The organism is Halorussus salinus (genome assembly GCF_004765815.2).
Classification (GTDB): Archaea; Halobacteriota; Halobacteria; order Halobacteriales; family Haladaptataceae; genus Halorussus; species Halorussus salinus.
The window spans coordinates 360,201-385,888 of record NZ_SBIS02000008.1; the positions used below are offsets into that span (position 1 = coordinate 360,201).

Consider the following 25,688-nt stretch of genomic DNA (forward strand, 5'->3'; position numbering starts at 1 on the left):
TGTCGCTTGCGGAGAAGGCGTCGCGATTCGGCGCGATTATCAATCGGCTCACGGACGTATCACTTTTAATACCCCTCGGTCTAAGCTACTGTGTAGACCATCGAATGACACTCTCGGCGATTATCGAGGAGGTAACCGGAACCGAGCGAACCCTGCGGGTGTACGACCCCAGCGACGGGCGGGCCGTCTCGGAACTCGAACGTCACTTCGAGGTACAGAACGTCGCAGTCGAGGAGACCGCGCTCCCCGAGGGACCCGACGACTTCGTGGTGTTACAGGACGGCGACGAGTTCCTCGCGGCGGCCGACCTCGAAACGCTCCGGCGAGCGGTCACGTTCGAGGCGGGCCTCCTCGACGCGACCGACTTCGAGGAGACCCGAGTGCCGGACGTACTCAAGCACGTCAACGACACCACGTTCACGGCGTACGGGAAACAGCGGATGATTTTGGCCTCCCGCGAAATCGAGGAGCGGGCGTATCGCACCCGCGAGGGCGAACTCCACTCGGGGTTCCAGCGACTGTCGCTGTTGTGCGACCAGTGGGACCTCTACAATCGCATCGCCGACCGCGGCGTGGACGTTCACGTCTACGGCGTGCCCGACTGGCGACCGCCGGAGACCGACTGGCTGACCGTCCACGCCGAGGAGACCGACGAGATACGCGAGGCGTGGTTCGTGGCGTTCGACGCGCCGGAAAACGGCGACTGCGCGCTCGTCGCGGCCGAGGAGGACGACGACGAGTTCGAGGGGTTCTGGACTTACGATTCGGCGCTCACCGGCGACGTGTTGGGCTACCTGCGCGACGAGTACGGGACCGCTCGGTAGCTCTCGGGAGTGTTCTGATTCGCCGGGAGGGGAACGTACCGGTCGGAATCGGGTTTCAAGGGCGTGGCGCGTCTACGTCGGGATATGTCCACCGACGACCAGTCGCGGCGACCGACCGAGGTGCCGGACCGACGCGAGGGCGGCGCTCACTCCCGCGACCCGCTCGCCCGACCGCGCGAGGAGACCGACGTAACCGACGGCGCGCGTCACGAGGACCGAGAGGCGGCGCGACCGCCGTCGGGCGGTCGCGCCGGACGGTCGGGCGACCGCCGGGTGACGCGACCCGACGACGAGACCATCGACCGACTCCTCGGGTCGCTCCCGACGGTCCGCGTCTCGCGATTGTTCGAGGACCGCAACCGGTAGCGACCGTCGTCGTTTAACGAGTTCTGTGTTTGTGTTCCACAGAGAGAGAGAATCTATAGAAATATTTTTACGGTTCGAAGCAATCTATATGTGTCTTCGAATCGAACCCGGTACGCTCGAAGAGCAGGAACGGAGCGACGTACCGACACGGAGACCGGCGCTACGTATCGGAAGGGGACCTGAAAGTTACGTCGAATCGCGAAAAATTCGACGGCCAGTCGTCGGCTAAACTGCCTTCGACGACCGCGAGACGCCACAATCGACCGGGCACCGAAGTGTTTAGACACGTTCTTTTTAAGTCGGTCCGCCGTCGGTCGGGTCGAATGACAAGACATTTTAGTTAGTTAGCTCAGAGCTAGGTTAATTTCCGGAGTCAAAAAGAAGAAACTATGCAAGCTACACTGGATTATCGAACGAATCGGGACCTGTTCTCGAACTACTATCTCGACGAACACCTCCCGGAGACCGACGACTGGACCGCGGCCGACGAAGCCGAGGTCCGGGCGGCATACGACGAGATTCGGGACCGCTATCGGCGCGAGTCCGACCTCGTGGACGACTACAACGAGCGCCAACTCCGCGAGAACCTGCTCGACCCCGTCTTCGAGACGCTGGGACTGACGACCGCGGTCGAGGAGTCCGTCGATGGCGAGCGCCTCCGGCCGGACTACACCCTGTTCGGAAGCGAGCGCGCCAGAGCCGACGCCTTCGAGCGCCGCCGGGACGGCCGGTCGTTCCACGCGAACGCGCTCGCGGTCGCCGACGCCAAGCGGTGGGACCAGTCGCTCGACGGCGGCACGGACCGCGATTTCACCAACCCGAGCTATCAGATTCACGTCTACCTCGACGCGACGGGGCTGAACCGGGGCATCCTCACGAACGGCCGGAAGTGGCGACTCTACTACGGGCCGACCAGCCACCGCCTCGATTCGTACTACGAAATCGACCTGCCGACCCTGCTGGAGACCGGCGACCGGGAGGCGTTCAAGTACTTCTACCTGTTCTTCCGCCGGGAGGCGTTCGTCGGCGGAGGCGGCGGACAGAGCGGGACTGGCGGGGGCGGCCGGAGCGCGACCGCCGGAGACGGAACCGGCGGGCGGGCGAGCGACGCGAGCGCCGGGGCGACGGCCGCGGGTCGCCTCGCCGCGAACCGCCCGTTCGTCGAGCGCGTCCACCGCGAGAGCAACCTCTTCGCCGAGGAGTTGAGCGAAGACCTCCGGGAGAACGTCTACGACGCGCTGGCCCTCCTCGCGCAGGGGTTCGTTGAGGGGAGCGACGACGTGACCGACGACGACCTCGACACGGTGTACGAGGCGTCGCTGACCTACCTCTATCGGCTCATCTTCGTCCTCTACGCCGAGAGCGACGGCCGGGACCTGCTCGACACCGACAACGAGGTCTACCGCAAGCGATACAGCCTCAACGCGCTCAAGCGCCGCGTCGCCGACGAACTCGACAGTCCGGACCCCATCTATCGGTCGTGGCAGACGACCCTCTGGGACCGACTGGAGAAGCTGTTCGCGCTCGTGGACCGCGGGAGCGAGTCCCAAGGCATCCCCCGCGAAGACCTCTACGTCCCGGCGTACAACGGCGGCCTGTTCGACTCCGACCCGGAGTCGGGTGAGGCGACGGCCCTCCTCGATTCGCACGCGGTCGGGGACACCTACCTCGCGCGAGTGCTGGAACTGCTCACCCGACGGGAGAGCGCGCGCGGCGACGGCCGGGTGTTCGTGGACTACTCGTCGCTCGACGTGCGCCACCTCGGGAGCATCTACGAGGGTCTGCTGGAGTACGACCTCGAAATCGCGGACCGACCGCTCGCGGCGGTCCGAGACGAGGGCGAGCAGGTGTGGGTCCCCGCCGAGGAGGCCCCGGCAGACGGGACAATCGAGCGCGTCGAGGAGGGCGAGGTCTATCTCTCGACGGACGCGGGCAAGCGCAAGGCCACGGGGTCGTACTACACGCCGGAGTTCGTCGTGGAGTACGTCGTCGAGCGCACGCTCGAACCGCTACTGGACGAGATTCGCGCCGACTTGGACCCCGCGGACCCCGACTACCCCGACCGGTTCGCCGAGCGCGTGTTCGACCTGTCGGTGCTGGACCCCGCGATGGGAAGCGGCCACTTCCTCGTCAAGACCGTCGAGTACCTCGCCAGAGCGGTCGTGGAGGCCCATCAGGAGTGCGTCGAGCGTGCGACCGAACGCGACGATACGGCGAGGAACGGCGATACGGCGAGGAACGGCGATGCGGCGAGAGACGGCGATGCGGCGAGAGACGAGAAGGTCGGCGATCCGCCGGACGTTCACTGGGCGCGCAGGCAGGTCGCCCAGCAGTGCATCTACGGCGCGGACGAGAACGGGATGGCCGTGGAGTTGGCGAAGGTGTCGCTGTGGCTCCGGACGCTCGCGGCCGAACAACCGCTGGCGTTCTTGGACCACCACCTCGTGCGGGGCGACTCGCTGGCCGGGACCGACGTGGCCGAGGTCGAGGAGATGGCCCGTGACACCGGCCCGAACGCCAGCCTCGCGGCGTTCGGCGCGACCCGAGCCGACGCAATCGGCGACCTGATGGCGGCCTACCGGGAGTTTCTGGCCATCGAGAACGAGAGCCTCGCGGACGTGAAGGAGATGGAACGGCGCTACGCCGAGATTCGACGCGACGACCTGCGGCGGCGACTCACCGCGATGGCGAACGTCCACGCCGCCGAGCGGTTCGGCGTGCGAGTCCCCGACGACGCCTACGAGCGCATGGGTCGGGCGTTGGACGACGCCGACGACTGGGCCGCCCTCGAAGCGCAGTCGTGGTTCGCGGCGGCACAGCGAGTCGCCGACGAGCGCGACTTCCTCCACTGGAAACTCGCGTTCCCCGAGGTGTTCTACGACGCCGAGGGGTCGCCGCTGGCCGAGCGCGAGGCCGGGTTCGACGCGGTGGTCGGCAACCCGCCCTACGTCCGGAGCCGGAACCTCCCCGACGACCGCAAGGAGTACTACCGCGAGGAGTTCGACACCGCGCGAGGAGCCTACGACCTCTACGTTCCATTCGCGGAACTCGCCGGGGACCTCGGCCGCCGGGTCTCGCTGGTCGTCCCGAACAAGTGGACGACGACCGACTACGGCCGGGCGCTCCGGGACCGACTCTTGGACGACGACGGACTCCGGGAGATTCTGGACGCCTCGAACCTCGACGTGTTCCCGGACGCCGATATCTACCCCGTCGTCGTCACCTACGGCGAGTCGCCCGCCCCGAAGGCTGGCGGCTCGTCGTCGCGGACCGGCGAGTCGCCGTCCGGGACGGACGGCGACGACTGCGAGGAGACCGTCCGAATCCGCCACCCCGACGCGGACCGCGACCTCGCGGCCGCCGACGCCACCGCGGTCCCCCGGTCGCTCGTGGACCGACTCGGCGGCCAGGTGATACCCCTCGACGCGGCTCCGGAGTTCGCCGAGTTGGCGGCCGACGTGCTGGCCGACTGCGACCGACTCGGCGACCACGTGACGATGACCGAGGGCGTCCACACCGGGAACGTCCGCGAGAAACTGCTGGTCGATGGCGAAGCCGACGGAAGCGGAGAGGGCGCTCGCGGGTCCGACGACGAGACCGACCGGCCGAGAGTCGTGGACGGGAAGTCGGTCGGCCGGTACCGCCTCGACTGGGACGGGACGCGACTCCGGTACGACGAGTCGCTGGTCGGCGACGGCGAGTACGCCGACCTCCGGAGTCCCGGCCATTTCGAGGGCGAGAAGTTGCTCGTCCGGGACATCAGCGACCGACCGGTCGCGGTCTACGACGACGACGAGTTCTACGCGCTCAACACCCTCTACAGCGTCCAGTCGCGCGAAGAGTCGGACCTCGACCTGCGCTACCTCCTCGGCGTCTTCAACTCGTCGTTCGTGGCGACCTACTACCGACAACTGTACGGCGGCACCCACGTCAGCGGCGACTACCTCCGGTTCAAGCCGATGTTCGCCGAGGAGATACCGGTCCCCGACCCCGCCGAGGCCCCGGTCGATGGCGACGACGTGGCGGAAGTCTTGGCGGCCTGCGAGGTCGAAGACGCGCTGGAAGACGCCACGGCGGCCGCCGAGTCGGACCCCGAGTCCGCGATGGCGACGCTGACCGAGCGCGTCCGCGAGGCCCGCGACGAGCGTGCCGCGCTGAACTGCGACGTGTTGGACTACCTCGGGACGGGCGCGGGGGCTGACGAGGCCGGAGGACCGACCCTCGGCGAGGTCTCGGTCCCGGCCGAGGGCGTCGGCGACTCGATTCTCGCGGAGACGACGACCGACCGCGATGGACTCCGAATCGGCGAGGTCCGCGTCCGCGAGGACGAGCGCGGTACCCTCGCGCTCGCCGCGACCGCGCGCTACAAGCCCGGCGACGGCGAGCGCACCGAGCGCACCGACCCCGAGCGGCGAGACCACCCCGACCGCGAGACCGACCGCTGGGGCTACGTCGAGACCGACCCCGTGACCGCACTGCGGGTGCCGGACGCGACCGAGACCGAGCGCACGCTCTTGGAGGCGTTCGTCCCGGCCGCCGCCGAGCGCGCCGAGGGGTTCGCGGGGTTCCGCGAGTGCGCGACGAAGACCAACTCCTTGCTAGACCGACTGCGCGCGCTAACCCTGCCCGACCCCGAGCGCGTCGCCGACGAGACGGCGCGCTACCGGGAGGTCCGGGCGCGGGCCGCAAAACTGGACGACAGAATCGCCGCGCTGGAGGAGGCCATCGACCGACTCGCGTACCGGCTGTACGGAGTCGACGAGATAGAAACGCTTACCTGACGTAGCTCTCGACGGTCGGTGTGACCCGACGAACGCCCGACGACTCGCTCACCGTCCCCGACGCGCTCTCGTCGCTCGGCCGCGAACTGCTCGCGCTCGACCTCGAACTCCTCGGCGTCCACCTCGTGGCGACGTGCGTCGCGGTGTACTTCGCGGTCAGGTTCGACGTGGGCGCGTGGCGCGGCTTCGTCGTCGGACTGGTCGCGTATCTGGTCGCGCTGTTGCGGCATCCGGAGAGAAGTCGGTCGTAGCCCGCGTCGGCTCACTCGTCCGGCACGTACGGGTCGAACACGTCGGCTCGCAGGCTCCCGTGGACGTGTTCGAGGAGGTCCCGCAAATTCTCGGTGTCCTCGCGGTTGTACTTCACGAGGCGGTCGAGCGCGGCGTCGTCCTCGTTGCGGTCGTAGCGGTGCCAGAGGCGGACCGCCTCGCGGCCGTCCACGTCGTCGTCGGCGCGGTCGATGCCGACCTCGCGCTCGACGTTCTTCAGGCCGCCGGAGAGACCGATTTGCTTGCAGGTGTACATCAAATCGAGGTGGGGCGTCGTCACGTCGAGTTCGAAACTGTCCTCCAAGAACGGCTGGTCGAACCGTTTGCCGTTGAACGAGACCAGCATGCTCGACTCGGCGAACTCGTCGCGAAGCGCCTCGGCGGTGAGGTCTCTCCCCTGCACGTAGGTCCGGGTGTCGCCGCCGCGGTGGAGGCTGACCGTGGTCACGTCGTGGCGCGCGCTGTCGAGGCCGGTGGTCTCGATGTCGAAGAAACAGACGCTATCCGCGAAGTTGTCGTAGGCCCGCCAGAGGCTCCCGCTGGGAAGGTTCTGGCCGAAGAAGTCGGCGTCCCCGGCGTCGAGTCGGTCGCGCGCGGCGTCGATGAACTCTCGGACGTTCCGCCCCGTTTTGGGGCCGAGGAGGTCCTCCTCGAAGTCGTCCCAGTGGGTGACGCCCCGTTTCCAGAGCTTCTGCTCGGTCTTCTCGCCCACCCCGCTCGCGGCGATGAAGGAGTTCTGGAGTTTCATTGGGGAGTCGGTTGGCGGGAAGGCTCTTAATCGTAGGTGATTCGGGGGCGGCGGAGTGGCTGGCGGTCGGAGGCGAGCGTGACTATCGGCGGGCGGTGGGACGGCAAACGACGGGTCGAACTACGCCTCGACGCGGATGCTGGCGCGACAGATCGGACAGTGGTAGTCGTCGCCGCTCCGGTCGAGTTTCGATTCGGTCCCGGTCCAACCGCAATCGGGGCAGAGGTAGGTGTCGCTCCCCATGTGCGGGCCTTCGAGACTACTGACAGAAAAGTGTGGGGTACTGCGAGCGGCGAGGACCGCGACGGGAGCGACGAGTGCGGAGACGGAGGTCAGTCGGCGCGCTGTGCCGGGTCGTCGGCGTCCGAGGAGCGCCGGTCGAGGAACGACTGGAACTCGCCGTCGTCCTCGGTCAGGTCCGCCCACGCGGTCAGGCCGCGCTCCTCGCGGGTGCCGGGGATGGTGTTGTCGAGGAAGAACGCGACGATGCCGCCGACCGCCATCCCGGTGCCGCCGATGACGAAGATGGTGGTCGAAACCACGTCGGTCCCGAGAACCGGACCGAGGAGCGGCACGGAGGCCAGTCCCTGCTGGAACGCGGCGGAGGCCGACATCTCCATGCCAGCGCCGACGTTGGACATGTAGCCCGGAATCGCGAGGCCCGCGAACAGCGCGAACCCGACGATGAAGACGTTGCGGTTGGCGTCCAAGTCCACGTACTTCAACTGCGAGAGGCCGACCGCGGCGATTTGGCCGAACATCACGATGTAGAGACCCCCGATGATGGGTGCCGGAATCGTGGCGAACAGCGCGCCGACCGGGCCGAAGTAGCCGACGAGAATCATCACCGCGGCCCCGATTTGGACGACGTAGCGCGAGGCGACGCCCGTGATGCCTATCGCGCCGACGTTCTCGGTGTAGGAGGTCGAACCGTTCCCGGTGCCCATGATACCCGCGAAGGTGTTACCCAGTCCCTCCATGCCGATGCCGTGGTCGATGCGCTTGGCGTTGGGCGCGCCGCGTCCGGCCATCCGGGCGACGGCGTGGTAGTCGCCGAAACTCTCGATGGCAGAGGCGAGCATCCCCGCGACCATCCCGATGATGAAACCCGGCGTGAACAGTGGCATGCCCCACTGGAAGGGGTAGATTGGCTGAAGCAAGGGCGCGCTGGCGACCGACCCGAGGTTCACGTAGCTGACCGACCCCGAGGCGAAGACGCCCATCACCGAGAGGAGCGCGGCTATCGACCACGCCGACGCGATGCCGAGCAGGACCGGGAAGAGTCGGAACGACCGGTGGTAGCGGTCGAGGTACTGGGAGAACGCGACGATGAGCGCCATCGTCAGCCCCAACAGCCACCAGTTCTGCCCGGTGCCGGGCGCGCCGAAGTTCGGGTTCTGAATCTGGGGGACGTTGAACAGCGCCAGTCCGATGAGCGCGATGACCGGCGCGATGACCACCGGTCCCATGTGGCGCTTGAGCCAACCCATGACGCCGAAGTAGCCTATCAACACCTCCACCAACCCGGCGACGATGACCGCGCCCATGAGTTCGCGTATCATTATCTCCCACCCGCCGCCGTTCGACGCGATGACGCCGATGATGGCGAGACCGGGCGCGAGCATCGAGAACGTCCCGCCCTGCACGATGGGGTAGCGGTTCCCGATGGTCGTCTGGGCCAGCGTGCCGATGCCCGAGACGACGAAGAACGTGCCGATGAGCCGCGCGGTCGTGCCGCCGGGCATCCCCATCGCGCCCGCCAGCGCGAGGGGAATCGCCACCGTTGCACCGATCATCGTCAGGTAATGCTGGAAGCCCAACAGCACCGACTCGGCGAGGGGCGGCTTGTCGTCGATGCCGTAGGCGATGTCCACCGAGGCCTCGGCGTCCGCGCTCGCCGACGGCCCCTCGGGCGCGAAGTCTTTCTCTACCTCCTCGAAGTCGTCGGACCCGCTCATCGAGTCTCACCCGCGGTTCGGTCGTCGTGTAGTTCATGTGACGTGATAACGGTGCGCACGAGCAGCATAGCTACCAATGCATAAACAGGTGGCATAAATATACCGGTAAATTTTTCGGGTTCTACGGCCGGAAGACTCGGATTCGAGGAGAACCGCGAAATCGACCTCCTCGGTCGTCGCTCCCGACGGTCGCGGGGCAATCTATTTGGCCGTGCCTCGAAAGTGTGGGGTATGGTCTCACGACCCACTTACGGCGTCCACGCCGACCTGAACGTCCCCGTCGAGACCCGCGACGGCGTGGCGCTGGCGACCGACGTGTACCGGCCCGCCGACCCCCAATCCGGCGAGCCGATAGCCGAGCCGAAACCGGCCCTGCTCGACCGCACGCCGTACGGGAAACGCGGCCGGATGGAGCGCCACGGCGAGTGGTTCGCCGAGCGGGGCTACGTCGTGGCGATTCAGGACTGCCGGGGCCGGTTCGATAGCGACGGCGACTACTACATCTTCGCCAACGAGGCCGAGGACGGTCACGACGCCGTGGAGTGGCTCGGCGAGCGCGACTACTGCGACGGGCAGGTCGGGACCGTCGGCACCTCCTACGGCGCGTGGGTCCAGTCGGCGCTCGCCACTCAGGACCCCGACCACCTCGCGGCGATGTTCGTGAATCAGGGCGCGTCGAACGGCCGCGAGGCGACGTTTCGGCACAACGGGGCCTTCGAGTTGCGGTGGCTCTGCTGGGCGCTGACCTTGGGCGGCGGGTTCGCCGAGCGCGCGCTGGACGATTCGAGTATCCAACAGCGACTCGCCAACGTGGACGTGCGCGAGGTGCTGGCCGACGGCCCGGTCCACCGCGGGCAGTCGCCGCTTCGCCACGTCCCCGAGTACGAGGAGTGGCTGTTCGACATCGCGGAGTCGGGCGACGCGGAAGACGACCTCTGGCAGTCGCCCGGAATCAACTTCGAGCGATTCCGCGACGAGAGCGCGGACGTGCCGACGGTGTACGCCGGGGCGTGGTACGACTCGTACACCAAGGCGACCTGCGACAACTTTGAGGAGTTGGCCGCGGCGAAGGAGGCCGACCACTTCTTGCTCCTCGGGCCGTGGACTCACGGCTGGAACGCCTACCCCCTGCCGTCGTGGAACAAGCCCTACTCGGGCGAGTTGGCGTTCGGCGAGGCGGCCCTGCGGGACTACCAAGAGACGCGTCTCCGATTCTTCGACCACTACCTGAAAGGCGAGGAGACGTGGAGCGACCAGCCGACGGTCGAGTACTTCCGGATGGGCGCGACTGGCGGAGCGGAGGCAGAAAAGGACCAGAAGCCGAAAGGAAGCCAGACCGGCGAGGGCCGCCTGTTCCACGGTGGGCGGTGGGCCGAGGCCGACGAGTGGCCACTGCCGGGCACGAAGTTCACGAAGTACTTCGCGCACGGAGACGGGACGCTCGCGCCCGAGAAGCCGGACGCCGACGAGTCGGCGACGACCTACGAGTTCGACCCGAAGAATCCGGTGCCGACGCTCGGGGGCAACTGCTCGTCGTACATCAGCTACGAACCCCGCGACGAGTCGATTCTGGAGTACCCCCTCGCGGAGCGCAAACTGCTGGACATGACCGGCCGAGGAGGCTTCGACCAGCGCACCCGCGAGGACACCTACTTCGCGGACCCGCCGTACCGGCCCCTCGAAGAGCGCGACGACGTGTTGGTGTTCCGGACGCCGCCGCTTTCCGAGGCGGTCGAAATCGCCGGGCCGATTCGGGTCCGGGTGTTCGGTTCGACCGACGCGCCCGACACGGACTTCACGGCGAAACTCATCGACGAGTATCCGCCGAGTAGCGAGTTCCCGGACGGGTTCGCGCTCAACCTCTCAGACTCCATCTGTCGGGCGCGCTACCGGGGGTATCGGGACCACCCGGACTTCGTGGAACCGGGCGCAGTCTACGAGTTCTACATGGAACCGTACCCGACCGCGAACGTCTTCGGCGAGGGCCACCGGATTCGGCTCGACATCTCGTCTTCGAACTTCCCGCGCTACGACGTGAACCACAACACAGGCGGGCCGTTGTACGGCGACCGGGAGTATCAGGTAGCGAAGAACACGGTGTACCACGAAGCGGACAACCCGACCCACGTCGAGTTGCCGATTCGACCACGGGAGTGACTTCGTCCGATTCGACCGCGGGAGCGACGAGTCGGCCCCGAGACTACGAGAGGTGGGCGGTCACGTCCGTCGAGGAGACCATCCCCACGTAGCCGTCGTCCACGACCGGGAGGTGTTTGATGCCGTAGGTGGTCATCATCGCGGCGACCTCCTCCATGTAGAGGTCCGGCGTCGCGGTTTCGACATCGGTCGTCATCACGTCCGAGACCCGTAACTCCGAGGTGTCGCGTCCGTCGGCCACGGCGTCGAGAACGTCCGTACTGCTGACGATCGCCCGCGGCGTGGTCGGGACGACCAGCGCGCTGATGTCCTCCTCGCGCATCCGCTGGGCGGCTTCCATCACCGTCGCGTCCTTCGAAATCGTCTCCAGTGGCGAAGACATTACGTCGCCGACGGTCGGCCTGTCGTTGGAACTCATACCCGCAAAACGGGAGGGACGGACAAGGGAGTTTCCATAGCGTCAGTATCTCTGGCGATTGTTCCGGCGACCTACCCCGACGAGAGTCGGTACACGGTCGCCTCGTAGGGCCGCAGGTCGAGCGCGGTAGGGTCCGCTGGCGTGTCGTCGTAGTTGCTCGCCAGCAGTCGCGGGTCGCCGACCGCCACCTCGTCGGGCAACTCGAAGCGAGCGGATTCTTCGGACCAGTTCAGGACGACGAGTGCGCGCTCGGCGTCAGTGCGCTCGCCGGTGGTTCGGCCGTCTGCTCGGTCTTCATCCGCCAGTGTCCGCGTGTAGGCGTAAATCTGCTCGTGGTCAGGGAACAGCAGGTCGTAGTCGCCGTAGACCAGCACCTCCTCGTCGCCGCGCAACTCGATGAGTTCCCGGTAGTAGTGCCAGACCGACTCGGAGTCGGCGCGGGCCTCCTCGACGTTGATGCGGTCGGCGTCGTCGTTGACTTTTATCCACGGCTCGCCCTCGGTGAAGCCCGCGGTCTCGTCGGCGGACCACTGGACCGGCGTGCGGGCGTTGTCCCGGCTTCGGTGGGTCACGACCGACGAGATGTCCTCGAAGTCGCAGTCGTACCGGTCCATCAGTTTCCGGGCGTGGCCGACGGCCTCCACGTCGCGGCACTCTTCGAGCGACTCCCACTCGACGTTCGTCATGCCGATTTCGTCGCCCTGATAGACGAACGGCGTCGCGCGCATCGTCAGGAGGAACGTGGCGATGAGCGTGGCGGACTCGCGGTGGTACTCGCCGTCGTCGCCGAACCGCGAGACGACGCGCGCTTGGTCGTGGCTGCCCAGATAGAGGCTGTTCCAGCCCTCGGATTCGAGGCCGTCCTGCCACTTACCCATCACCTCCTTGAGGTCCCGGAGGTCCCACTCGTCTAGCAGGTCGCCGGGGTCGTCGCTCGCCGCGAGCGCGTCGAGGTCGAGGTGGTCGATGCTCCACTTGCCGCCCGGCCCGTACGTAACGTCCATGTGGTCGAAGTGGACGAGCATGTCCATCCCGTCGCGGCTGTACTCGCGGGCCTGCTCCATCGTCACGCCCGGCGTCTCGCCGATGGTCACGCAGTCGTAGTCCGAAAGAGCCTCGTCGTAGAGTTCCCGGATGTACTCGTGAATTCGCGGGCCGTTGAAGAACTCCGCGCCGAACCAGTCGGTTTCGAGGTCGGTGTCGGGCAGGCCCTCCTCCTTCGAGATGAGACTGATGGCGTCCATCCGCCAGCCGTCCACGCCCTTCTCCATCCACCAGCGAATCGTCTCGTAGATTCGCTCGCGGACCTCGGGATTGCGCCAGTTGAGGTCGGGTTGGCTCTCGTCGAACAGGTGGAGGTAGTACTGGTCGCGCTCGTCGTCGTAGGTCCACGCCGACCCGCCGAACAGCGAAATCCAGTTGTTCGGCGGGTCGCCGTTCTCGTCGGGGTCGCGCCAGTAGTAGAACTCGTCGTAACCCTCGTCGCGCCGCCGGGACTTCTGGAACCACTCGTGTTGGGAACTCGTGTGGTTGACCACGAGGTCCATCACGAGTCGCATGCCTCGCTCGTGGAGCGCGTCCCGAAGGTCCTCCCAGTCGGCCATCGTGCCCATCTCGTCGGCGATGGCCCGGTAGTCGCGGATGTCGTAGCCGTTGTCGTGCATCGGCGAGTCGTACACCGGCGAGAGCCACAGGATATCGACGCCGAGGTCGTCCAGATACGGCACCTTCTCGACCACGCCGCGCAGGTCGCCCACGCCGTCGCCGTCCGAGTCGTTGAAACTCCGCGGATAGACTTGGTAGACGACGGCCTCTTTCCACCACGCCCGGTCGGGGTCCGTCGAGTCCGAATTGTCCGTCACGCCTCGGAGGAGACGCGAAGCGCGATAATAAGCGTGTCCGACTTCGAGAAAATCGCCGGAGGTCCCCCAAAGTCGATTCGACTGTCCGGAAAGGAGACGCGCGCGCCGGTCGTCACTTCTCGCCGTAGCCCGCCAACGGCGTTCGTTCGAGACCGACGGCGTCGTAATCCTTCTCGCTCGACAGCACACGACCCTCACTGGTTGCGACGACCCCGGCATGGAGTGCATCGAACGGTGTCAAATCGTACTCGTCCAGAAAGGCGGCCGCGGCGAGAACGGCCTCTTCGTGTTCGTCGGGCCTGATGGGAACCAACTCAAGTAAGTTAGAGATGGCCCGCAGTGCGTCGATTTCGTACTCGGACCGTCCGCGGTCGTAGAACAACACCAGTACTTCGGCGTACGCCAGAATCGACGTGTGAACGTCGTCGCGTTCTTCGAGCGCTCGAATCGCGGGTTCGCGGAGCCAATCGTCGTCTTTCACCAACGCCGTCAGGAAATCCGTCTCGACGTACATCGGTCACTCCTCGGTCTTCGTTCGACTCTCGGCTTCCTCTTGGACTTCCCGAGTGATAGCCTCGCGCGTCTCTCGTTTCAAGTCGGCTGCGTCGGCTCCCTCGAACGCGTCGCCGACCGCGTCTCGAAGCCCTTCCAACGGGTCTTCGTCTACGGGGAAGAGAGCGACGTGGCTGGGGAGTTCGACTATTCGGTATCGCTCGCCGAACCGCTTACGTACTTCCTTCGGGAGATAGATGCGACCGCGTTCGTCCGTCGATTTCGACATGACCGTTCGTAGTACGGGAAAAACCTAAAGTCTTCCCGTATCACGAAACGGAGTCGAAAGTCGAGTTACGTCTCTTCGAACGCCACGCACCGACAGACCGAGGATTCCCCGCCGCGGAACCGCCACGGGAAGGTGCCGATTTGGACGCGCTCGTTCAGTAACTCCTCGGGGACTTGGGCGTTCTCGACGTGGACGATGCCCTCGGGGAACAACTCGGTGTGCATCAGTTGGTAGCCCTCCGGCGGGAAAATCTCGTCCAAGTCGTCCACGCCGTGTTTCTCGCGGGCCTCGCGGGCCAACTCGGGGCGCACGTCCCGAATCACGGTGTTCATGGGGTGGTCGGCGCTCCCGCAGTCCAACAGGAGGTAGTTCAAATTCTTTTCCTTGCACCAGTCGGCGAACTCCTGATTCGGGCCGGGATGCTTGCAGAAGAAGGCGTGTGGGTCGGCCTCCTCGCGGTGCCACGCGTACTTCTGGTAGCCCGTGTGGACGAAGAGGATGTCGCCCTCGCGCACGTCCACCGCGTCTTCTATCATGTCGCTGGTGTAGACATCGTAGTCGCCCACCTCGTCGGAGATGTCCGCGATTACCGCGTCGCCGACCAACTCGTCCAACCCCATCGACTCGATGTCCCGCCCGCTGGCGACGAAGTGCTTCTCGCCGTCGAGGTGGGTGCCGGTGTGATTCATGAACTCTATCTTCTGACCGTTGACCTTCTCGGTGTCGAGCGATTTCTCGTACCACACCTTCGGGTTGTCGTAGGTCGGCCACGCGGGCGTGTCTTGGGACCACGGCTGAGTCAGGTCGTGCATCTGGTATCCATCTAACATTCGGGGGTCTCCTCTGTCCGTGCGAACAGTCGCGGAAGGGTCTTAAAGATTGGCAGAGGATAACACACATTGGACATGGTAATACACACCAAGGTTTATGAGGAGCCTACGTGATAGTTCCGTATCCGCTCGACCCCCGACTAAACCCCCGAACGACACTCGACAAATCAGGCACATGAAACCGGCCCCGTTCGAATACCACAGACCGACGACCGTCGCCGAAGCCGCCGACCTGCTGGCCGAGCATTCGGACGCCGAACTGCTCGCTGGCAACCAGTCGCTGGGCATCGTGATGGCGAACCGACTGGCGACGCCCGACCTCCTCGTTGACTTGAACACCGTCGAAGACTTGGAGTACGTCGAGGAGCGCGAGGACGCGATCGCAATCGGCGCGATGACCACCCATCGAACTATCGAGCGTTCCGAGTTGCTGGCCGAGAAACTGCCGATGCTCCCCGAGGCCGCCGAGCAGATAGCCGGGCCGAGCGTCCGGAACCGCGGGACGTTGGGCGGGAGTCTGGGCGAGGCCGACCCCGCGGGGAACTACCCCGCCGCGCTGGTGGCGCTCGACGCGACGCTCGAAGTCGTCTCGGCCGACGACGAGCGCGAACTCCCCGTCTCGGACTACTTTATCGCGTACATGTTCACCGACCTCGCGGAGGACGAGATTATCACCGCCGCCGAGGTGCCGACCGACCCGTTCCCGCCCGAGCGCACCGGGATGGCGTTCCTCGAACTCAAGCCGACCGCCCAGACGTGGCCGACCGTCAGCGCCGCGACGGCGATTCGGGTGGACGACCCCGACGCCGAGGAGTCAGAAATCGAGGAGGCCCGCCTCGCGCTGGCGAACGCCGCGGACGTGCCCCTGCGGGTCGAGGAGGCCGAGCGAGCGGTCGAAGGCGAACCGCTCTCCGAGGAGACGCTGGCGGCCGCGGCGGAGGCGGCGACGGCGGCGGCCAGCCCCGAGGACGAGATGCACGCCGACAGCGAGTTCAAAGTCGAGGTCGCGGGCGAGTACGCGCGGCGCTCGCTGTCACTATCCTACGACCGAGCGACCGGCGCGGAGACCGACACCCCCACCGACCACCACCCATGATGCAATTCGAAGGCGAGTTCGAGTCAGACCTGCCCCGAGACGAACTGTGGAACTACTTCACCGACCCGGACGTACTCGCGGCGTGCGCGCCGGGCACCGACTCCATCACGCTGGAGTCGCCCCACGAGGTCACGGCGACCATCGCGGTCGGCGTCGGGAGCGTCAAGCCCACCTTCGACGTGGAGATGGTCGTGACCGAGACCGACCGGCCCTCGGTCCTGAAGATGCAGATGGACGGCAACGCCTCGCGCAACGCCTTCGACGCGGTGGCCGAGATGAATCTGGTCGAGAACGGCGACGGCGGCACGACCGCCGAGTGGTCGGCTTCGACCGACGTGTCGGGGATGATAGCGAGCATGGGCCAGCGCGCGCTCGGGAGCGTGACGAACAAGATGGTCAACGACTTCTTCGCGGACTTGGAGGCGAAAGCCAAGGAGGGCGAACCGGCCGAGTCGAAGTTAGAGGGCAAGCCGGACGCCGAGGCGTCGCTGGAAGACTGACTACTCGTCGTCCGCGTCCGACATCCCGGTCGCGAACGCCGCGCCCATCGCGACCCCGAGCGCGATGCCCGTCGAGAGCCACAGCGCGAGGTCGCCGGTCGCCGCGCCGAACGAGGCCCCGATTGCGGTCCCGACCGCGATGCCCATCGCCATGCCCGTGCCCCAGTCGCGGTTCTCCTCGTCGGTCGCGTCGTCGGCCGCGTCGTCGGTCGCCATAGCCGACACGACGTATGCACCGAATATAAATTGATAGCGAGGGGTTAGCGTTCCGATATTTTTATCCGAAGCGTCGAGAGACGCCCAGCCATGTACCAACTGGTCGGGTACGCGTTCTTCCTGCTGGTCACCGTCACCGTCATCGCCTCCGGAACGTACATCGGCGCGCTGCGGGCGCTCGACGTGTACTTCGGCGGCGAACCGAGCATCTTTCTCTCGAACGACCGACGGGAGGTCGAGTCCCGAGAATGACCCTCCAGACGGTTCAGACGCTCCTCGGGCCGAACCCGTGGGCCGCCGAACTGCTCGCGTTGCTCACGCCGTTCGTCCCGCCGGTGTTGGTGGCGACTGCCGTTTACGTAAACGCAAACGCAAACGACGCCGACCGACCGCTGGCGTGGGCCGTCGGGGCGTTGCTCGCTGGCGTCGGCAACTTCGGGTGGGGAAGTATGATGGTGGGTCTGCTCTACCACACGGTCGGCGAATAGCGAAGTCAGTCCTCGGTCCCTCGCTCCCGAATCCGCTCGCGGACTCGGTTCGGCGTGAACGGGATTCGGTCGGCCGTGACGCCGAGCGGTTCCAGCGCGGCGTTGACGGAACAGGCGATGGCCGCCGGGCCGTCTATCATCCCGCCCTCGCCGGTCCCCTTCGCGCCGGTCGCGGTGAACGGCGAAGGAGTCTCGGTGTGGTCGAGTTCCATCTCGGGCACGTTCTCGATGGACGGCAGTCGGTAGTCGAAGAGGGTGATGGCCTGCGGTTGGCCAGTAGCGTCGTAGGCGAACTCCTCTTGGAGCGCCGCGCCGATGCCCTGCGCGAGGCCGCCGTGGGCTTGCCCCTCCACGATGGTCGGGTTGAGTTGCGTCCCGCAGTCCCGCAGGGAGTAGAACTTGAGGATTTCGACCTCGCCGGTCTTCGCGTCCACCTCCACGATGGGCGCGTTCGCGGCGAACGCGGCGGTCGGGTAGACCGGGAACTTCCGGGCGAGCGCCTCGTCGAACTCGTCGAGTCGGGTCGCCGGGTGTTCGTAGTCGTAGCTCGCGCGAGTCAGTCGCTCGTCGGCGTCGCGGTCCCGGTCTTCACCCGCCAACTCCGAGAGCGAGAGCGAATCGTCACCGTCGCCACCGCCGCCGTCGAGGCGGTAGACCGCGCCGTCGCGGTAGGTCGCGTCCGCGGACTCGCAGTCCCAGATTTCGGCGGCGAGGAGTTCGAGGTTGCCGACTAACTCGTCGCCGAGACCCTGCGCCGCGCCCGAGAGCATGACCGCCATCCGGGACGCCGCGGTGCCGTACTCGGTGGGAGCGTCCACGCTGTCGAGGTAGACCACTTCGATATCGCTTGGCAGGAGGTCGAGTTCGTCGGCCAGCAGTTGTGTGACGAGCGTCTGGTGGCCCTGCCCGGACGAGTCGGTGGCCAGAAACGCTCGGACGGTTCCGTCCTCGCGGACCTCGGCGCGGAGGTGTTCGGGGAGTTCGGCCACGTCGTCGCGGTCCCGGTCGTCTAACTCGTCGCGCTCGGACCGCTGGCGATTCGTCCAGTCCGAACCGGAGACGCCGGGTTCGATGTGAACCGTCGGGCGGACACCTCTGTACTTGCCCTCTTCCCGCTTCGACTCCACGAGGTCGGGGTCCAGCAGACCGCCGTCCCGTTCCTCCTCGATTTTCCCTCGGACGTGGGCGAGCGCCGCGGGGAAGTCCCCCGAGTCGTAGAGGTTCTTCGAGGCGAGTTCGTAGGGCATCTGGTCGGGAGAGACGAGGTTTCGGCGGCGGAGTTCGTCGGGGTCCATACCGAGTTCGCTGGCGGCTTCGTCGACTATCATCTCCAGCGCGTAGAGGTGGGCCGGGACGCCGAACCCGCGGTACGCGGTCTGGCAGGTCTTGTTCGTCAACACGAGGTCGTACTCGTAGCGGGCGTCCTGCACGTCGTAGGCGTTCGTCAGGACCGAGAGGGGCTTGAGAACCTGATTGATGGGGTAGCGCGGCCACGCGCCGAAGTCGTCCACGAACCACACGTCGAGCGCCCGAATCGTGCCGTCGTCGTCCAGCGCGAGTTTCACGTCGTACTCGCGCTCGGTCGAGTGCATGTCCCCGCCCTGTAGGTTCTCGATGCGGTCCTCCACGAAGGCGACCGGGCGGTCCAACTCCTTGCTCGCCATCGCGGCCAGACAGCAGTAGCGGTGGATGGCGATTTTGGTGCCGAAGCTCCCGCCCACGTCGGGGGGCACCTCCAAGTTCACGTCGTCGGGGTCGTAGCCCAGCGTCTCGTAGACCGTATCGTCTACCAAGGTGTGCAACTGGATGTTGCAGTCGATGTCGAACGAGTCGGTGTCCCGGTCGTACTCCGCCACCACGCCCGCGGTTTCGAGGGGCACACCCGAGATGCGGCCCCACGAGTAGGAGCCTTCGACCACGCGGTCGGCGTTCTCGAAGGCGGCGTCGGGGTCGCCGAAGGTCAACTCCTCGTGGTCGCCGACGTTGGTGCCGTGGTCTTCGTGGACCAGCACCTCGTCCTCGCGGGCCTCACGGGGGTCCACGACCGCCTCCTCGGTGTCGTATTTCACGGTCACGAGGTCCACCGCGTCCTCGGCGACGTAGCGGTCGTCGGCGACCACGGCCGCGACGGGTTCCCCGACGTAGCGGGCCTTCCCGTCCGCGAGCGACCACTCCTCGAACCCGAGGAGACCGGCGGGCATCGGGTTGTAGTCGTCCTTCAGGTCGGCGGCGGTCAGCACGAGGTGACAGCCGGGATGGGCCTCGGCCTCGTCGGTGTCGATGGACTCGATGACGGCGTGGGCGTGCATGCTCCGGACGAGCGCGACGTGGAGCGCGTCGTCGGGGGCCTTGTCGTGGACGTACTCGGCCTCGCCGGTGAGGATGCGCCGGTCCTCGACGCGGTTCAGGCCTCGGCCGGTGAACGCCTCGCTGGCGGTTTTGGTCTCGCTCTCGGCCGTCGGTTCGCCGTCGGTCTCGGAGCGGGAACTCATCGGTCTTCTCCATCCGTCTCGGTCTCGTCCAGTTGCTCCCCGTCTCTCTCCCTCCCGTCCATCTTCTCTGCGGCGCGGTTCACCGCGTCGTAGATGTTCTGATAGCCCGTGCATCGACAGACGTTGTCGGCGAGTCCGGCCTCGATTTCGTCGTCGTCGGGGTCGGAGTTCTCCCCGAGGAGTTCCTTGGTCGCCATCACGAACCCGCTGGTGCAGAAGCCACACTGGAGGGCGTGTTCTTCGTGGAACGATTCCTGAATCGGGTGGAGCGAGCCGTCGTCGTCGGCCAAGCCCTCGACGGTCTCGATTTCCGCTCCGTCGGCCTGCACCGCGTAGGTCAGGCAGGACTTGACCGACCGACCGTCCAGCAGGACGGTGCAGGCCCCGCAGACGCCGTGTTCGCACCCGACGCGGACGCCCCGGAGTCCCCGCGCGTCCCGGAGGAAGTCCGAGAGCTTGTGGCGGGGTTCGACCTCGGCGGCGACCGACTCGCCGTTGACCGTCAGCGTTATCTCCTCGGTCGGGCGGTCGAGGGACCCGGATGTGTCGTCGGTACTCATGGTAGATGGTGACATATATCTGGCGAGCGCATAAGCGTTGTCCCGAAATCGGGTATCAACTGTAAGATACGTCGCTCCTCGTCGTGTCTCGGTTCGTCGCGTCTGATACGGCAGGTTCACCCCGTGAATCGTCAGCAATCGTAGCGAATCCTCATCGAGAACACTTCGGTCGGCAGCAGTGAGTTCGAATCGATTACCGCGCTCAGTTGGTGATGAGTTCGGGTGTGACGACCATAATTACGAGCATGCTCACCAGCACGACGAGTGCCGTGAGTCGCAAGACGCCGGCTGCCCGTCGTCGAGGTTCCGGCAGGGACTCGGCAATGCCGGAGAGAGCCATCCCGGCAATCACAAATAGTCCGGCGTAGAACGGTGTCGCCCCTCCGACAATGACGTAGTACCCTTGCTGTCCGGCCATCAGAAGTGCGCCACAGAGGAAAACCAGTCCAACACCTCTGGAGGGTTCGCCGAACACGGTTTCATCAATGATAGAGGGCATCGAGCGTGTTGTCTCCCGCGACGTTCAAATATCGCAGGGGTTCACGTACGTAGTGTGACTGAGTGCAGACTCTTCCGAAGTCACGACTGCTCCGGTTTGTCGAGGAAGCAGTTCAGCAACGTGCCGTAGCTCGATACTTCTCCGTCAATTCAACACTCAAGCGGAACTACGGTACGTTCGCCCGCTCACGACGCTGGTGGAAGCAGTTCCGTGAACTCACTATCACCGGTCTCGTTCGTAACGTAGAGCAATCACTCTGAGCCATTAATACAGACGACCGACACGCCACGAGGGATGATGGTTTAGCAATCAGTTGGTAAGTGACCCGTACAAGGTATAGAGTATAGATTCAGCAATCGACTACGTGCTGGTCGGGCCGTTTGGCTACGTACGCTCTAAGGTGAACGACCGGGAATCGTCAACAGATGATTAGGTCTGTCCTCTGGCTAAATTAGGTCTGTCCTCTGGCTAACTGCCACCCGGCGCGCGCGAGCAACGCGCGCGAGGGCCGAGGACCGCAGTGAAACGAGGACCGCAGGCGGTTGGGGAGGACGTGGTGGGGTGCTGTGCGGTCGCCGTACGGCAGACTCCTCGGTATCGGATTCAGCGCGGTTCGCGGTGACAGGGTGGTACGGAGCGGTCCGGTACGCGGCAGTAGCGGTACAGTTCAGTCGGCAGTCACGAATTCGTAACTGCCTCACTGGCCGAGACTCGGCGTTCGCTCCTCGTCCGTCAGCGAACGCCGACGCCGTAGAACCATCTACAGCCACTCGAAAAGACACCAAATATGTCCCAAAGAAACCCACAGAATCCCGAGGAGTCAGCTTTTTAGGTACCCGAGCGTCACACCTCCGGACGTGATACTCGGCGCGCTCCTCGCGGCCGGAACCGGCTCGCGTTTCGGCGAGGAGAACAAGCTCCTCGCCGACTTCGACGGGAACCCACTCGTCGCGCACGCCGCCAGCACCCTCGTAGACTCGCGCCTCGACGCCGCAGTCGCGGTGGTCGGCCACGACGCCGAGGAGGTCGCCGACGCGCTCCCCGAGGAAATCGAGGCCGTCGAAAATCCCGACTACGAGGAGGGCCAGAGTACGTCGGTCCGGCGCGCGGTCGGGGTCGCCCGCGAGCGCGGGGCCGAGGCGCTCGTCGTCGCGCTCGGCGACATGCCCCGCGTCGAGGGCGAGACGGTGGACGCGCTCTGTCGGGAGTACGACGAGCGACGCGGCGACGCCGACCGACCCGATGACCACGACCGACCCGGCGACCCCAACCGACCCGGCGACCCCGACCGACCCGGCAACCCCGACCGACCCGGCAACCCCGACCGGCCCGCCATCGTCGCGCCACGCTACGGCGGCCAGCGCGGGAATCCGGTGCTGTTCGACGCGCGGTACTTCGACGCGCTGGCGAGCATCGAGGGCGACGTGGGCGGCCGGGGCCTCCTCGAATCAGAACCCGTGGCGTGGGTGGACGTGGCCGACCCCGGCGTTCGCCGGGACGTGGACACCGACGAGGACCTGCGAGAGCTTCAGGCCGAATCGGACCCCGAGCGGGGATGAATCGGCCCCTCGCTGTCGGTCAGCCGACCGCCCGCGCGGTCGTTCGACACCGCCAGCACCTCGCCGACGACCGACAAGGCGATCTGGTACGGTTCGCCGCCGCCCAAGTCCAGCCCCACGGGCGTCCCGACGCGCTCCAGTTCGTCGGCCGAGAGGGGCGACCGGGACTCGGCGACCTCCTCGCGCATCTCCTCGAACCGCTTGCGCGGCCCCATCAGGCCGACGTAGGGCACGTCGGTCTCCAGTAGCGCCTCCACGGCCAGCCTGTCGTCTACGAAGTTGTGGCTCATCACGACCGCGTAGGTCTCGGCCGGGCGCGGAATCGCGTCCGCGATTTCGGACGGTCGAGTGGCGGTGACCTCGTGAGCGGCCGGAAACCGCTCGCCGTCGGCCCGAGCGCCGCGCGCGGTGGCGACGGTCACGCGAAATCCGGCGTCGCGGGCGAGTCGGGAGACGGGGCGCACGTCCGCGCCGTGGCCGAACACCAGCAGTTCCGGCGGGGGTTCGAGACCGTCCACGAACACCCGCGCCGTCCCGCGGTCGGTCTCGACGGTCACGGTGTCCGAGCGCCCGGCCGCGGCGAACTCGCCCGCCCGCTCGCCGACCGCTTCGAGGAGGTCGCCGGGGAGCGCCGGGCGTGAATCGGGCGTCTCCAGAACCGCACCCGAGTCGGCGACGAGCGCCCGCGCGCCGACCGGAGCGTCGGGGTAGCCATCGCGTCCGTCCGACCCCTCGCCGCCGACCATCGTCAGGAGCGCGACGCGTTCGCCGTCCGCGAGCGCGTCGAGCGCGGGCCGAAAGCTCGCGTCCGCGGGTTCGACCAGCACGTCGATGACGCCGTTACAGCCCAGTCCGAAGCCCCACGCGTCGTCGTCGCCCGTGAGGTCGAACCGCTCGCAGACCGGTCCCTCGGAGAGCGCCGTCTCCGCGAGGTCGGCGACTGGGCCTTCCAGACAGCCCGCGGTAATCGCGCCGACCGCGCCCTCCTCGGCGACGAGGCGCTTCGCGCCGGGGCGGCGGTAGGCCGACCCCTCGACCGCGACGACCGTGGTGACGGCCGTCGCCGAGTCCACGGGGTCGGCCTCGGCGTCGGCACGGGCGGCGGCCGCCCGAGAATCGGCGGCGATCTCCTCGCGGAGGCGTTCGCGGACCGACAGCGCGCTGGCGGCCCACGCGTCGGACTCGTCGTTCATGTTTCGTGGTAGCAAATGCGGATATTTAGGTGTTCGCGTGGCCGACCCGCGCTCGCCCGGATCACGACAAATCCTCACAAACCGACCGCAGAAAGCTCGAACGTAAAGATATATCCGTCGCTCCATCGCTACTCCCCGCATGGAGCTTTCAGGGAAGTCGGTCCTCGTAACTGGCGGTGCCGGACTCATCGGCACCCACCTCACCGAGTCGCTCGCCGAGGAGAACGACGTACTCGTCGCGGACAACTGCTCGAAGGGCAACCGCGAGTGGGTGCCCGAGACCGCGGCGTTCGCCGACTGCGACCTCACCGACGAGGAGGACGTGGCCGAAGTCGTCACCTCGGACCTCGACATCGTCTTCCACCTCGGGGCGCTCTCGGACGTGAACCGGGGCGACCACCGGCGCGTCTTCGACCACAACAACGCGATGCTCTACAACATCCTCGAACGCATGGACGAGGTGGGTCTCTCGAAAATCGCGTTCGCGTCCTCGTCGGCGGTGTACGGCGAGGCCCCGCGGCCGACCCCCGAGGACTTCGCGCCGCTCGAACCCGTCAGCACCTACGGCGCGAGCAAGCTGGCTGGCGAGGGTCTCCTCTCGACGTACGCCCACTCCCACGACTTCACGACGTGGATGTTCCGGTTCTCGAACGTCGTGGGTCCCCACCAGCGCAACAACGTCATCTCGGACTTCATCGAGAAACTGCTCGACGACCCCCAAGCCCTCGAAATTCTCGGCGACGGCCGCCAAGAGAAGTCCTACCTCCACGTCGAGGACTGCGTGGCCGGGATGGAACACGTCGTGGAACACACCGACGACCCGACAAACATCTACAATCTGGGCACCAGAACCACCATCTCGGTGACGCGCATCGCCGAGTTGGTCAGCGACGTGGTGGGCTGTGACCCCGAGTTCGAGTACACCGGCGGCGACCGGGGCTGGACCGGCGACGTGCCCAAGATGCGCCTCTCCATCGAGAAGGCCAGCGCAATCGGCTGGTCGCCCGAGCGCGAGAGCGCGCAAGCCGTCCGGACCGCGGCCGAGCAGTTGTACGACGAGTTGGCCTGAGTCGCGCGGCGCGGTTTTCTGATTTCACGCGGTCAGTCACGGGTCACGGACTCCGAATCGTCGTCGGACTCGTCACTCACATCGAGAATCTCCGCTGCGACGGCCGTCACGTGTTGTTGGTGCGAAGCAGATGTCTGGACGCTTTGAGCCGCGTCGAGTTGGTCGTTGACAACCGCATTCTGTTGGGGACCCCACATCTCTGGAGGTTCTGACTCGATGTATTCGACCCAGCACTTGATGGCCTCAATGCGTTGCTCACGGTTCTGTTCGTGCTTTGCGTCGAGGTGTTCACGCGCGTTTGAGTCGCTCATATTCGGTTTCGACATCGAGTCGCGTTACCCATTCTTCGAGGCGGGGCACACTAAGGCTTTCCTCGAAGAGCGTGTAGAGGTGAACTGCATCCTCGATATCCTTCTGCGCACCGAGATGTAGTTTGTAGGCGACCTGAAGCTCTAACGGCCCAATTGGGATTTCTTCGTGACTGATTCGCGCCAGTATAGCGTTTTCGAGAGACGCACGGTCGAACTCGTCGCGTGCGAACTTGACTTCGAGATGCGGTGTAATCTGATCTTCGGGAGCAACCCAGATGTTATCGCCGGTATCGAGCATCTCGTACATCGACGTGAGCGGCATTGCCGGGCCCCAGAAGTCCGCTTTGTCGAGGGCCGTGACGAGTTCGTCCGCAGTATCTTCATCGATTTGCTCGATAAGAACGTCGACATCCTCGGTAGAACGCGCCCGACCAGCGAGAATCGAGACGTAGCCCGCGATATAGACGTGCTCGATGTCGAACTGGTCGAGGAGTTCCGAGAACCCAATCGCCAACTCGTCAAGCTGGTTAGGTTCCCGTTCGACAATCAATGTTTCATTCTGGAATTCGATACCGCCCATGAATATTCGTTATCAGTAGGCGTATAAGTTGTTAGGGATTGTTCGTGAGCAGTGTTCCGGCTTTCCATCGTGAGACGTTCGCACCGCGAATCGAACAAAACCACCGAGTCGGTTGCGAGCCACAGATTGC

26 protein-coding genes and 1 pseudogene are annotated in these 25,688 nt (G+C 66.0%); 12 read left to right on the forward strand and 15 right to left on the reverse strand.

The genetic code is table 11. The features are described 5' to 3' along the window. Positions 1 to 104 precede the first annotated feature (104 nt). The 4 genes from EPL00_RS18715 to EPL00_RS18730 all read left to right on the forward strand — a co-directional run bounded on the left by EPL00_RS18715 (position 105) and on the right by EPL00_RS18730 (position 6,222). On the forward strand, positions 105 to 824 hold the full coding sequence (locus EPL00_RS18715) for a DICT sensory domain-containing protein (protein ID WP_135854034.1): 720 nt from the start codon (positions 105 to 107) through the stop codon (positions 822 to 824). A gap of 84 nt (positions 825 to 908) precedes the next feature. Further along, the gene (locus EPL00_RS18720; protein ID WP_135854033.1) at positions 909 to 1,190 is read left to right on the forward strand and encodes a hypothetical protein; all 282 of its coding nucleotides are present in this window, start codon (positions 909 to 911) and stop codon (positions 1,188 to 1,190) included. Between the two features lie 389 nt (positions 1,191 to 1,579). Continuing rightward, a complete protein-coding gene (locus tag EPL00_RS18725; RefSeq protein ID WP_135854032.1) occupies positions 1,580 to 5,971 on the forward strand; it encodes an Eco57I restriction-modification methylase domain-containing protein in 4,392 nt (1,463 codons plus the stop codon). A gap of 20 nt (positions 5,972 to 5,991) precedes the next feature. After that, positions 5,992 to 6,222, forward strand: a complete 231-nt coding sequence (locus tag EPL00_RS18730; RefSeq protein WP_135854031.1) for a hypothetical protein — start codon at positions 5,992 to 5,994, stop codon at positions 6,220 to 6,222. An 11-nt stretch (positions 6,223 to 6,233) separates the two neighbouring features. On the opposite strand, the gene EPL00_RS18735 is transcribed toward EPL00_RS18730, so the two are convergent. The 3 genes from EPL00_RS18735 to EPL00_RS18740 form a co-directional block, all read right to left on the reverse strand. Then, entirely contained in the window at positions 6,234 to 6,989 is a 756-nt protein-coding gene (locus tag EPL00_RS18735) for a ribonuclease H-like domain-containing protein (protein WP_135854030.1), read from the reverse strand. Positions 6,990 to 7,109: 120 nt separating this feature from the next. Then, positions 7,110 to 7,232, reverse strand: coding sequence for a DUF7836 family putative zinc-binding protein (locus EPL00_RS24120; protein ID WP_274381010.1), 123 nt, complete (start codon positions 7,230 to 7,232; stop codon positions 7,110 to 7,112). A gap of 89 nt (positions 7,233 to 7,321) precedes the next feature. Next, positions 7,322 to 8,947, reverse strand: coding sequence for a uracil-xanthine permease family protein (locus EPL00_RS18740; RefSeq protein WP_135854029.1), 1,626 nt, complete (start codon positions 8,945 to 8,947; stop codon positions 7,322 to 7,324). A gap of 231 nt (positions 8,948 to 9,178) precedes the next feature. Between EPL00_RS18740 and EPL00_RS18745 the strand changes: the two genes are divergently transcribed. Further along, positions 9,179 to 11,104: a CocE/NonD family hydrolase gene (locus EPL00_RS18745; protein WP_135854028.1), complete on the forward strand. Its 1,926-nt coding sequence runs from the start codon at positions 9,179 to 9,181 to the stop codon at positions 11,102 to 11,104. Between the two features lie 43 nt (positions 11,105 to 11,147). Here the strand turns inward: EPL00_RS18745 and EPL00_RS18750 are convergent, their stop codons facing one another. The 5 genes from EPL00_RS18750 to EPL00_RS18770 form a co-directional block, all read right to left on the reverse strand. Beyond that, positions 11,148 to 11,522: a CBS domain-containing protein gene (locus EPL00_RS18750; protein ID WP_202932693.1), complete on the reverse strand. Its 375-nt coding sequence runs from the start codon at positions 11,520 to 11,522 to the stop codon at positions 11,148 to 11,150. A 71-nt stretch (positions 11,523 to 11,593) separates the two neighbouring features. Continuing rightward, entirely contained in the window at positions 11,594 to 13,384 is a 1,791-nt protein-coding gene (locus tag EPL00_RS18755; protein ID WP_238398250.1) for a glycoside hydrolase family 13 protein, read from the reverse strand. 112 nt (positions 13,385 to 13,496) lie between these two features. Beyond that, complete coding sequence (locus EPL00_RS18760) at positions 13,497 to 13,898, reverse strand: type II toxin-antitoxin system VapC family toxin (RefSeq protein WP_135854026.1); 402 nt, start codon at positions 13,896 to 13,898, stop codon at positions 13,497 to 13,499. A 3-nt stretch (positions 13,899 to 13,901) separates the two neighbouring features. Then, on the reverse strand, positions 13,902 to 14,165 hold the full coding sequence (locus EPL00_RS18765; RefSeq protein WP_135854025.1) for an AbrB/MazE/SpoVT family DNA-binding domain-containing protein: 264 nt from the start codon (positions 14,163 to 14,165) through the stop codon (positions 13,902 to 13,904). 65 nt (positions 14,166 to 14,230) lie between these two features. After that, complete coding sequence (locus tag EPL00_RS18770; RefSeq protein ID WP_135854024.1) at positions 14,231 to 14,995, reverse strand: cyclase family protein; 765 nt, start codon at positions 14,993 to 14,995, stop codon at positions 14,231 to 14,233. Between the two features lie 175 nt (positions 14,996 to 15,170). On the opposite strand from EPL00_RS18770, the gene EPL00_RS18775 reads away from it, so the two are divergent. Together EPL00_RS18775 and EPL00_RS18780 are read left to right on the forward strand one after the other, a co-directional pair. Further along, entirely contained in the window at positions 15,171 to 16,091 is a 921-nt protein-coding gene (locus EPL00_RS18775) for an FAD binding domain-containing protein (protein ID WP_135854023.1), read from the forward strand. Then, positions 16,088 to 16,591: a CoxG family protein gene (locus tag EPL00_RS18780; RefSeq protein WP_202932694.1), complete on the forward strand. Its 504-nt coding sequence runs from the start codon at positions 16,088 to 16,090 to the stop codon at positions 16,589 to 16,591. Before EPL00_RS18775 ends, EPL00_RS18780 begins: the two co-directional genes overlap by 4 nt. On the opposite strand, the gene EPL00_RS18785 is transcribed toward EPL00_RS18780, so the two are convergent. Beyond that, positions 16,592 to 16,807, reverse strand: coding sequence for a hypothetical protein (locus EPL00_RS18785; RefSeq protein WP_135854022.1), 216 nt, complete (start codon positions 16,805 to 16,807; stop codon positions 16,592 to 16,594). 90 nt (positions 16,808 to 16,897) lie between these two features. Between EPL00_RS18785 and EPL00_RS23665 the strand changes: the two genes are divergently transcribed. After that, positions 16,898 to 17,059 carry a hypothetical protein gene (locus tag EPL00_RS23665; protein WP_202932695.1) on the forward strand — a complete coding sequence of 54 codons (162 nt, stop codon included), beginning with the start codon at positions 16,898 to 16,900 and terminating at the stop codon, positions 17,057 to 17,059. Next, a complete protein-coding gene (locus tag EPL00_RS18790) occupies positions 17,056 to 17,295 on the forward strand; it encodes a hypothetical protein (RefSeq protein WP_135854021.1) in 240 nt (79 codons plus the stop codon). The genes EPL00_RS23665 and EPL00_RS18790 overlap by 4 nt, the downstream gene beginning before the upstream one ends. 5 nt (positions 17,296 to 17,300) lie before the next feature. Here the strand turns inward: EPL00_RS18790 and EPL00_RS18795 are convergent, their stop codons facing one another. The 3 genes from EPL00_RS18795 to EPL00_RS18805 all read right to left on the reverse strand — a co-directional run bounded on the left by EPL00_RS18795 (position 17,301) and on the right by EPL00_RS18805 (position 20,846). Beyond that, positions 17,301 to 19,787, reverse strand: a complete 2,487-nt coding sequence (locus EPL00_RS18795; protein WP_135854020.1) for a xanthine dehydrogenase family protein molybdopterin-binding subunit — start codon at positions 19,785 to 19,787, stop codon at positions 17,301 to 17,303. Beyond that, positions 19,784 to 20,347, reverse strand: a complete 564-nt coding sequence (locus EPL00_RS18800; protein WP_135854019.1) for a (2Fe-2S)-binding protein — start codon at positions 20,345 to 20,347, stop codon at positions 19,784 to 19,786. Before EPL00_RS18800 ends, EPL00_RS18795 begins: the two co-directional genes overlap by 4 nt. Before the next feature lie 202 nt (positions 20,348 to 20,549). Continuing rightward, on the reverse strand, positions 20,550 to 20,846 hold the full coding sequence (locus EPL00_RS18805; protein ID WP_135854018.1) for a hypothetical protein: 297 nt from the start codon (positions 20,844 to 20,846) through the stop codon (positions 20,550 to 20,552). A 140-nt stretch (positions 20,847 to 20,986) separates the two neighbouring features. Between EPL00_RS18805 and EPL00_RS18810 the strand changes: the two are divergent. Together EPL00_RS18810 and EPL00_RS18815 are read left to right on the forward strand one after the other, a co-directional pair. After that, positions 20,987 to 21,106 (forward strand): annotated as a pseudogene (locus EPL00_RS18810) (IS5/IS1182 family transposase); the annotation flags it as partial. A gap of 597 nt (positions 21,107 to 21,703) precedes the next feature. Next, positions 21,704 to 22,405 (forward strand): nucleotidyltransferase family protein, encoded by a 702-nt coding sequence (locus EPL00_RS18815; RefSeq protein WP_162224270.1) that lies wholly within the window; start codon positions 21,704 to 21,706, stop codon positions 22,403 to 22,405. On the opposite strand, the gene EPL00_RS18820 is transcribed toward EPL00_RS18815, so the two are convergent. Then, on the reverse strand, positions 22,375 to 23,598 hold the full coding sequence (locus EPL00_RS18820) for an XdhC family protein (protein ID WP_135854016.1): 1,224 nt from the start codon (positions 23,596 to 23,598) through the stop codon (positions 22,375 to 22,377). The genes EPL00_RS18815 and EPL00_RS18820 overlap by 31 nt on opposite strands. 139 nt (positions 23,599 to 23,737) lie before the next feature. Here EPL00_RS18820 and EPL00_RS18825 point away from each other — a divergent pair, with 139 nt between their 5' ends. After that, a complete protein-coding gene (locus tag EPL00_RS18825) occupies positions 23,738 to 24,667 on the forward strand; it encodes an NAD-dependent epimerase/dehydratase family protein (RefSeq protein WP_135854015.1) in 930 nt (309 codons plus the stop codon). A gap of 32 nt (positions 24,668 to 24,699) precedes the next feature. On the opposite strand, the gene EPL00_RS18830 is transcribed toward EPL00_RS18825, so the two are convergent. Together EPL00_RS18830 and EPL00_RS18835 are read right to left on the reverse strand one after the other, a co-directional pair. Beyond that, complete coding sequence (locus EPL00_RS18830; protein ID WP_135854014.1) at positions 24,700 to 24,978, reverse strand: hypothetical protein; 279 nt, start codon at positions 24,976 to 24,978, stop codon at positions 24,700 to 24,702. Beyond that, a complete protein-coding gene (locus tag EPL00_RS18835; protein ID WP_135854013.1) occupies positions 24,956 to 25,558 on the reverse strand; it encodes a hypothetical protein in 603 nt (200 codons plus the stop codon). The genes EPL00_RS18830 and EPL00_RS18835 overlap by 23 nt, the downstream gene beginning before the upstream one ends. Positions 25,559 to 25,688 lie beyond the last annotated feature (130 nt).

Coding starts and splice junctions, on each gene's coding strand:
- EPL00_RS18750 (WP_202932693.1), bottom strand. CDS start 11,522: ATGAGTTCCAACGACAGGCCGACCGTCGGCGACGTAATGTCTTCGCCA.
- EPL00_RS18770 (WP_135854024.1), bottom strand. CDS start 14,995: ATGTTAGATGGATACCAGATGCACGACCTGACTCAGCCGTGGTCCCAA.
- EPL00_RS18800 (WP_135854019.1), bottom strand. CDS start 20,347: ATGAGTACCGACGACACATCCGGGTCCCTCGACCGCCCGACCGAGGAG.
- EPL00_RS18735 (WP_135854030.1), bottom strand. CDS start 6,989: ATGAAACTCCAGAACTCCTTCATCGCCGCGAGCGGGGTGGGCGAGAAG.
- EPL00_RS18820 (WP_135854016.1), bottom strand. CDS start 23,598: ATGAACGACGAGTCCGACGCGTGGGCCGCCAGCGCGCTGTCGGTCCGC.
- EPL00_RS18805 (WP_135854018.1), bottom strand. CDS start 20,846: ATGCCCTCTATCATTGATGAAACCGTGTTCGGCGAACCCTCCAGAGGT.
- EPL00_RS18725 (WP_135854032.1), top strand. CDS start 1,580: ATGCAAGCTACACTGGATTATCGAACGAATCGGGACCTGTTCTCGAAC.
- EPL00_RS18825 (WP_135854015.1), top strand. CDS start 23,738: ATGGAGCTTTCAGGGAAGTCGGTCCTCGTAACTGGCGGTGCCGGACTC.
- EPL00_RS18785 (WP_135854022.1), bottom strand. CDS start 16,807: ATGGCGACCGACGACGCGGCCGACGACGCGACCGACGAGGAGAACCGC.
- EPL00_RS18835 (WP_135854013.1), bottom strand. CDS start 25,558: ATGGGCGGTATCGAATTCCAGAATGAAACATTGATTGTCGAACGGGAA.
- EPL00_RS18795 (WP_135854020.1), bottom strand. CDS start 19,787: ATGAGTTCCCGCTCCGAGACCGACGGCGAACCGACGGCCGAGAGCGAG.
- EPL00_RS18765 (WP_135854025.1), bottom strand. CDS start 14,165: ATGTCGAAATCGACGGACGAACGCGGTCGCATCTATCTCCCGAAGGAA.
- EPL00_RS18830 (WP_135854014.1), bottom strand. CDS start 24,978: ATGAGCGACTCAAACGCGCGTGAACACCTCGACGCAAAGCACGAACAG.
- EPL00_RS18760 (WP_135854026.1), bottom strand. CDS start 13,898: ATGTACGTCGAGACGGATTTCCTGACGGCGTTGGTGAAAGACGACGAT.
- EPL00_RS18740 (WP_135854029.1), bottom strand. CDS start 8,947: ATGAGCGGGTCCGACGACTTCGAGGAGGTAGAGAAAGACTTCGCGCCC.
- EPL00_RS23665 (WP_202932695.1), top strand. CDS start 16,898: ATGTACCAACTGGTCGGGTACGCGTTCTTCCTGCTGGTCACCGTCACC.
- EPL00_RS18775 (WP_135854023.1), top strand. CDS start 15,171: ATGAAACCGGCCCCGTTCGAATACCACAGACCGACGACCGTCGCCGAA.
- EPL00_RS24120 (WP_274381010.1), bottom strand. CDS start 7,232: ATGGGGAGCGACACCTACCTCTGCCCCGATTGCGGTTGGACCGGGACC.
- EPL00_RS18780 (WP_202932694.1), top strand. CDS start 16,088: ATGATGCAATTCGAAGGCGAGTTCGAGTCAGACCTGCCCCGAGACGAA.
- EPL00_RS18745 (WP_135854028.1), top strand. CDS start 9,179: ATGGTCTCACGACCCACTTACGGCGTCCACGCCGACCTGAACGTCCCC.
- EPL00_RS18790 (WP_135854021.1), top strand. CDS start 17,056: ATGACCCTCCAGACGGTTCAGACGCTCCTCGGGCCGAACCCGTGGGCC.
- EPL00_RS18720 (WP_135854033.1), top strand. CDS start 909: ATGTCCACCGACGACCAGTCGCGGCGACCGACCGAGGTGCCGGACCGA.
- EPL00_RS18715 (WP_135854034.1), top strand. CDS start 105: ATGACACTCTCGGCGATTATCGAGGAGGTAACCGGAACCGAGCGAACC.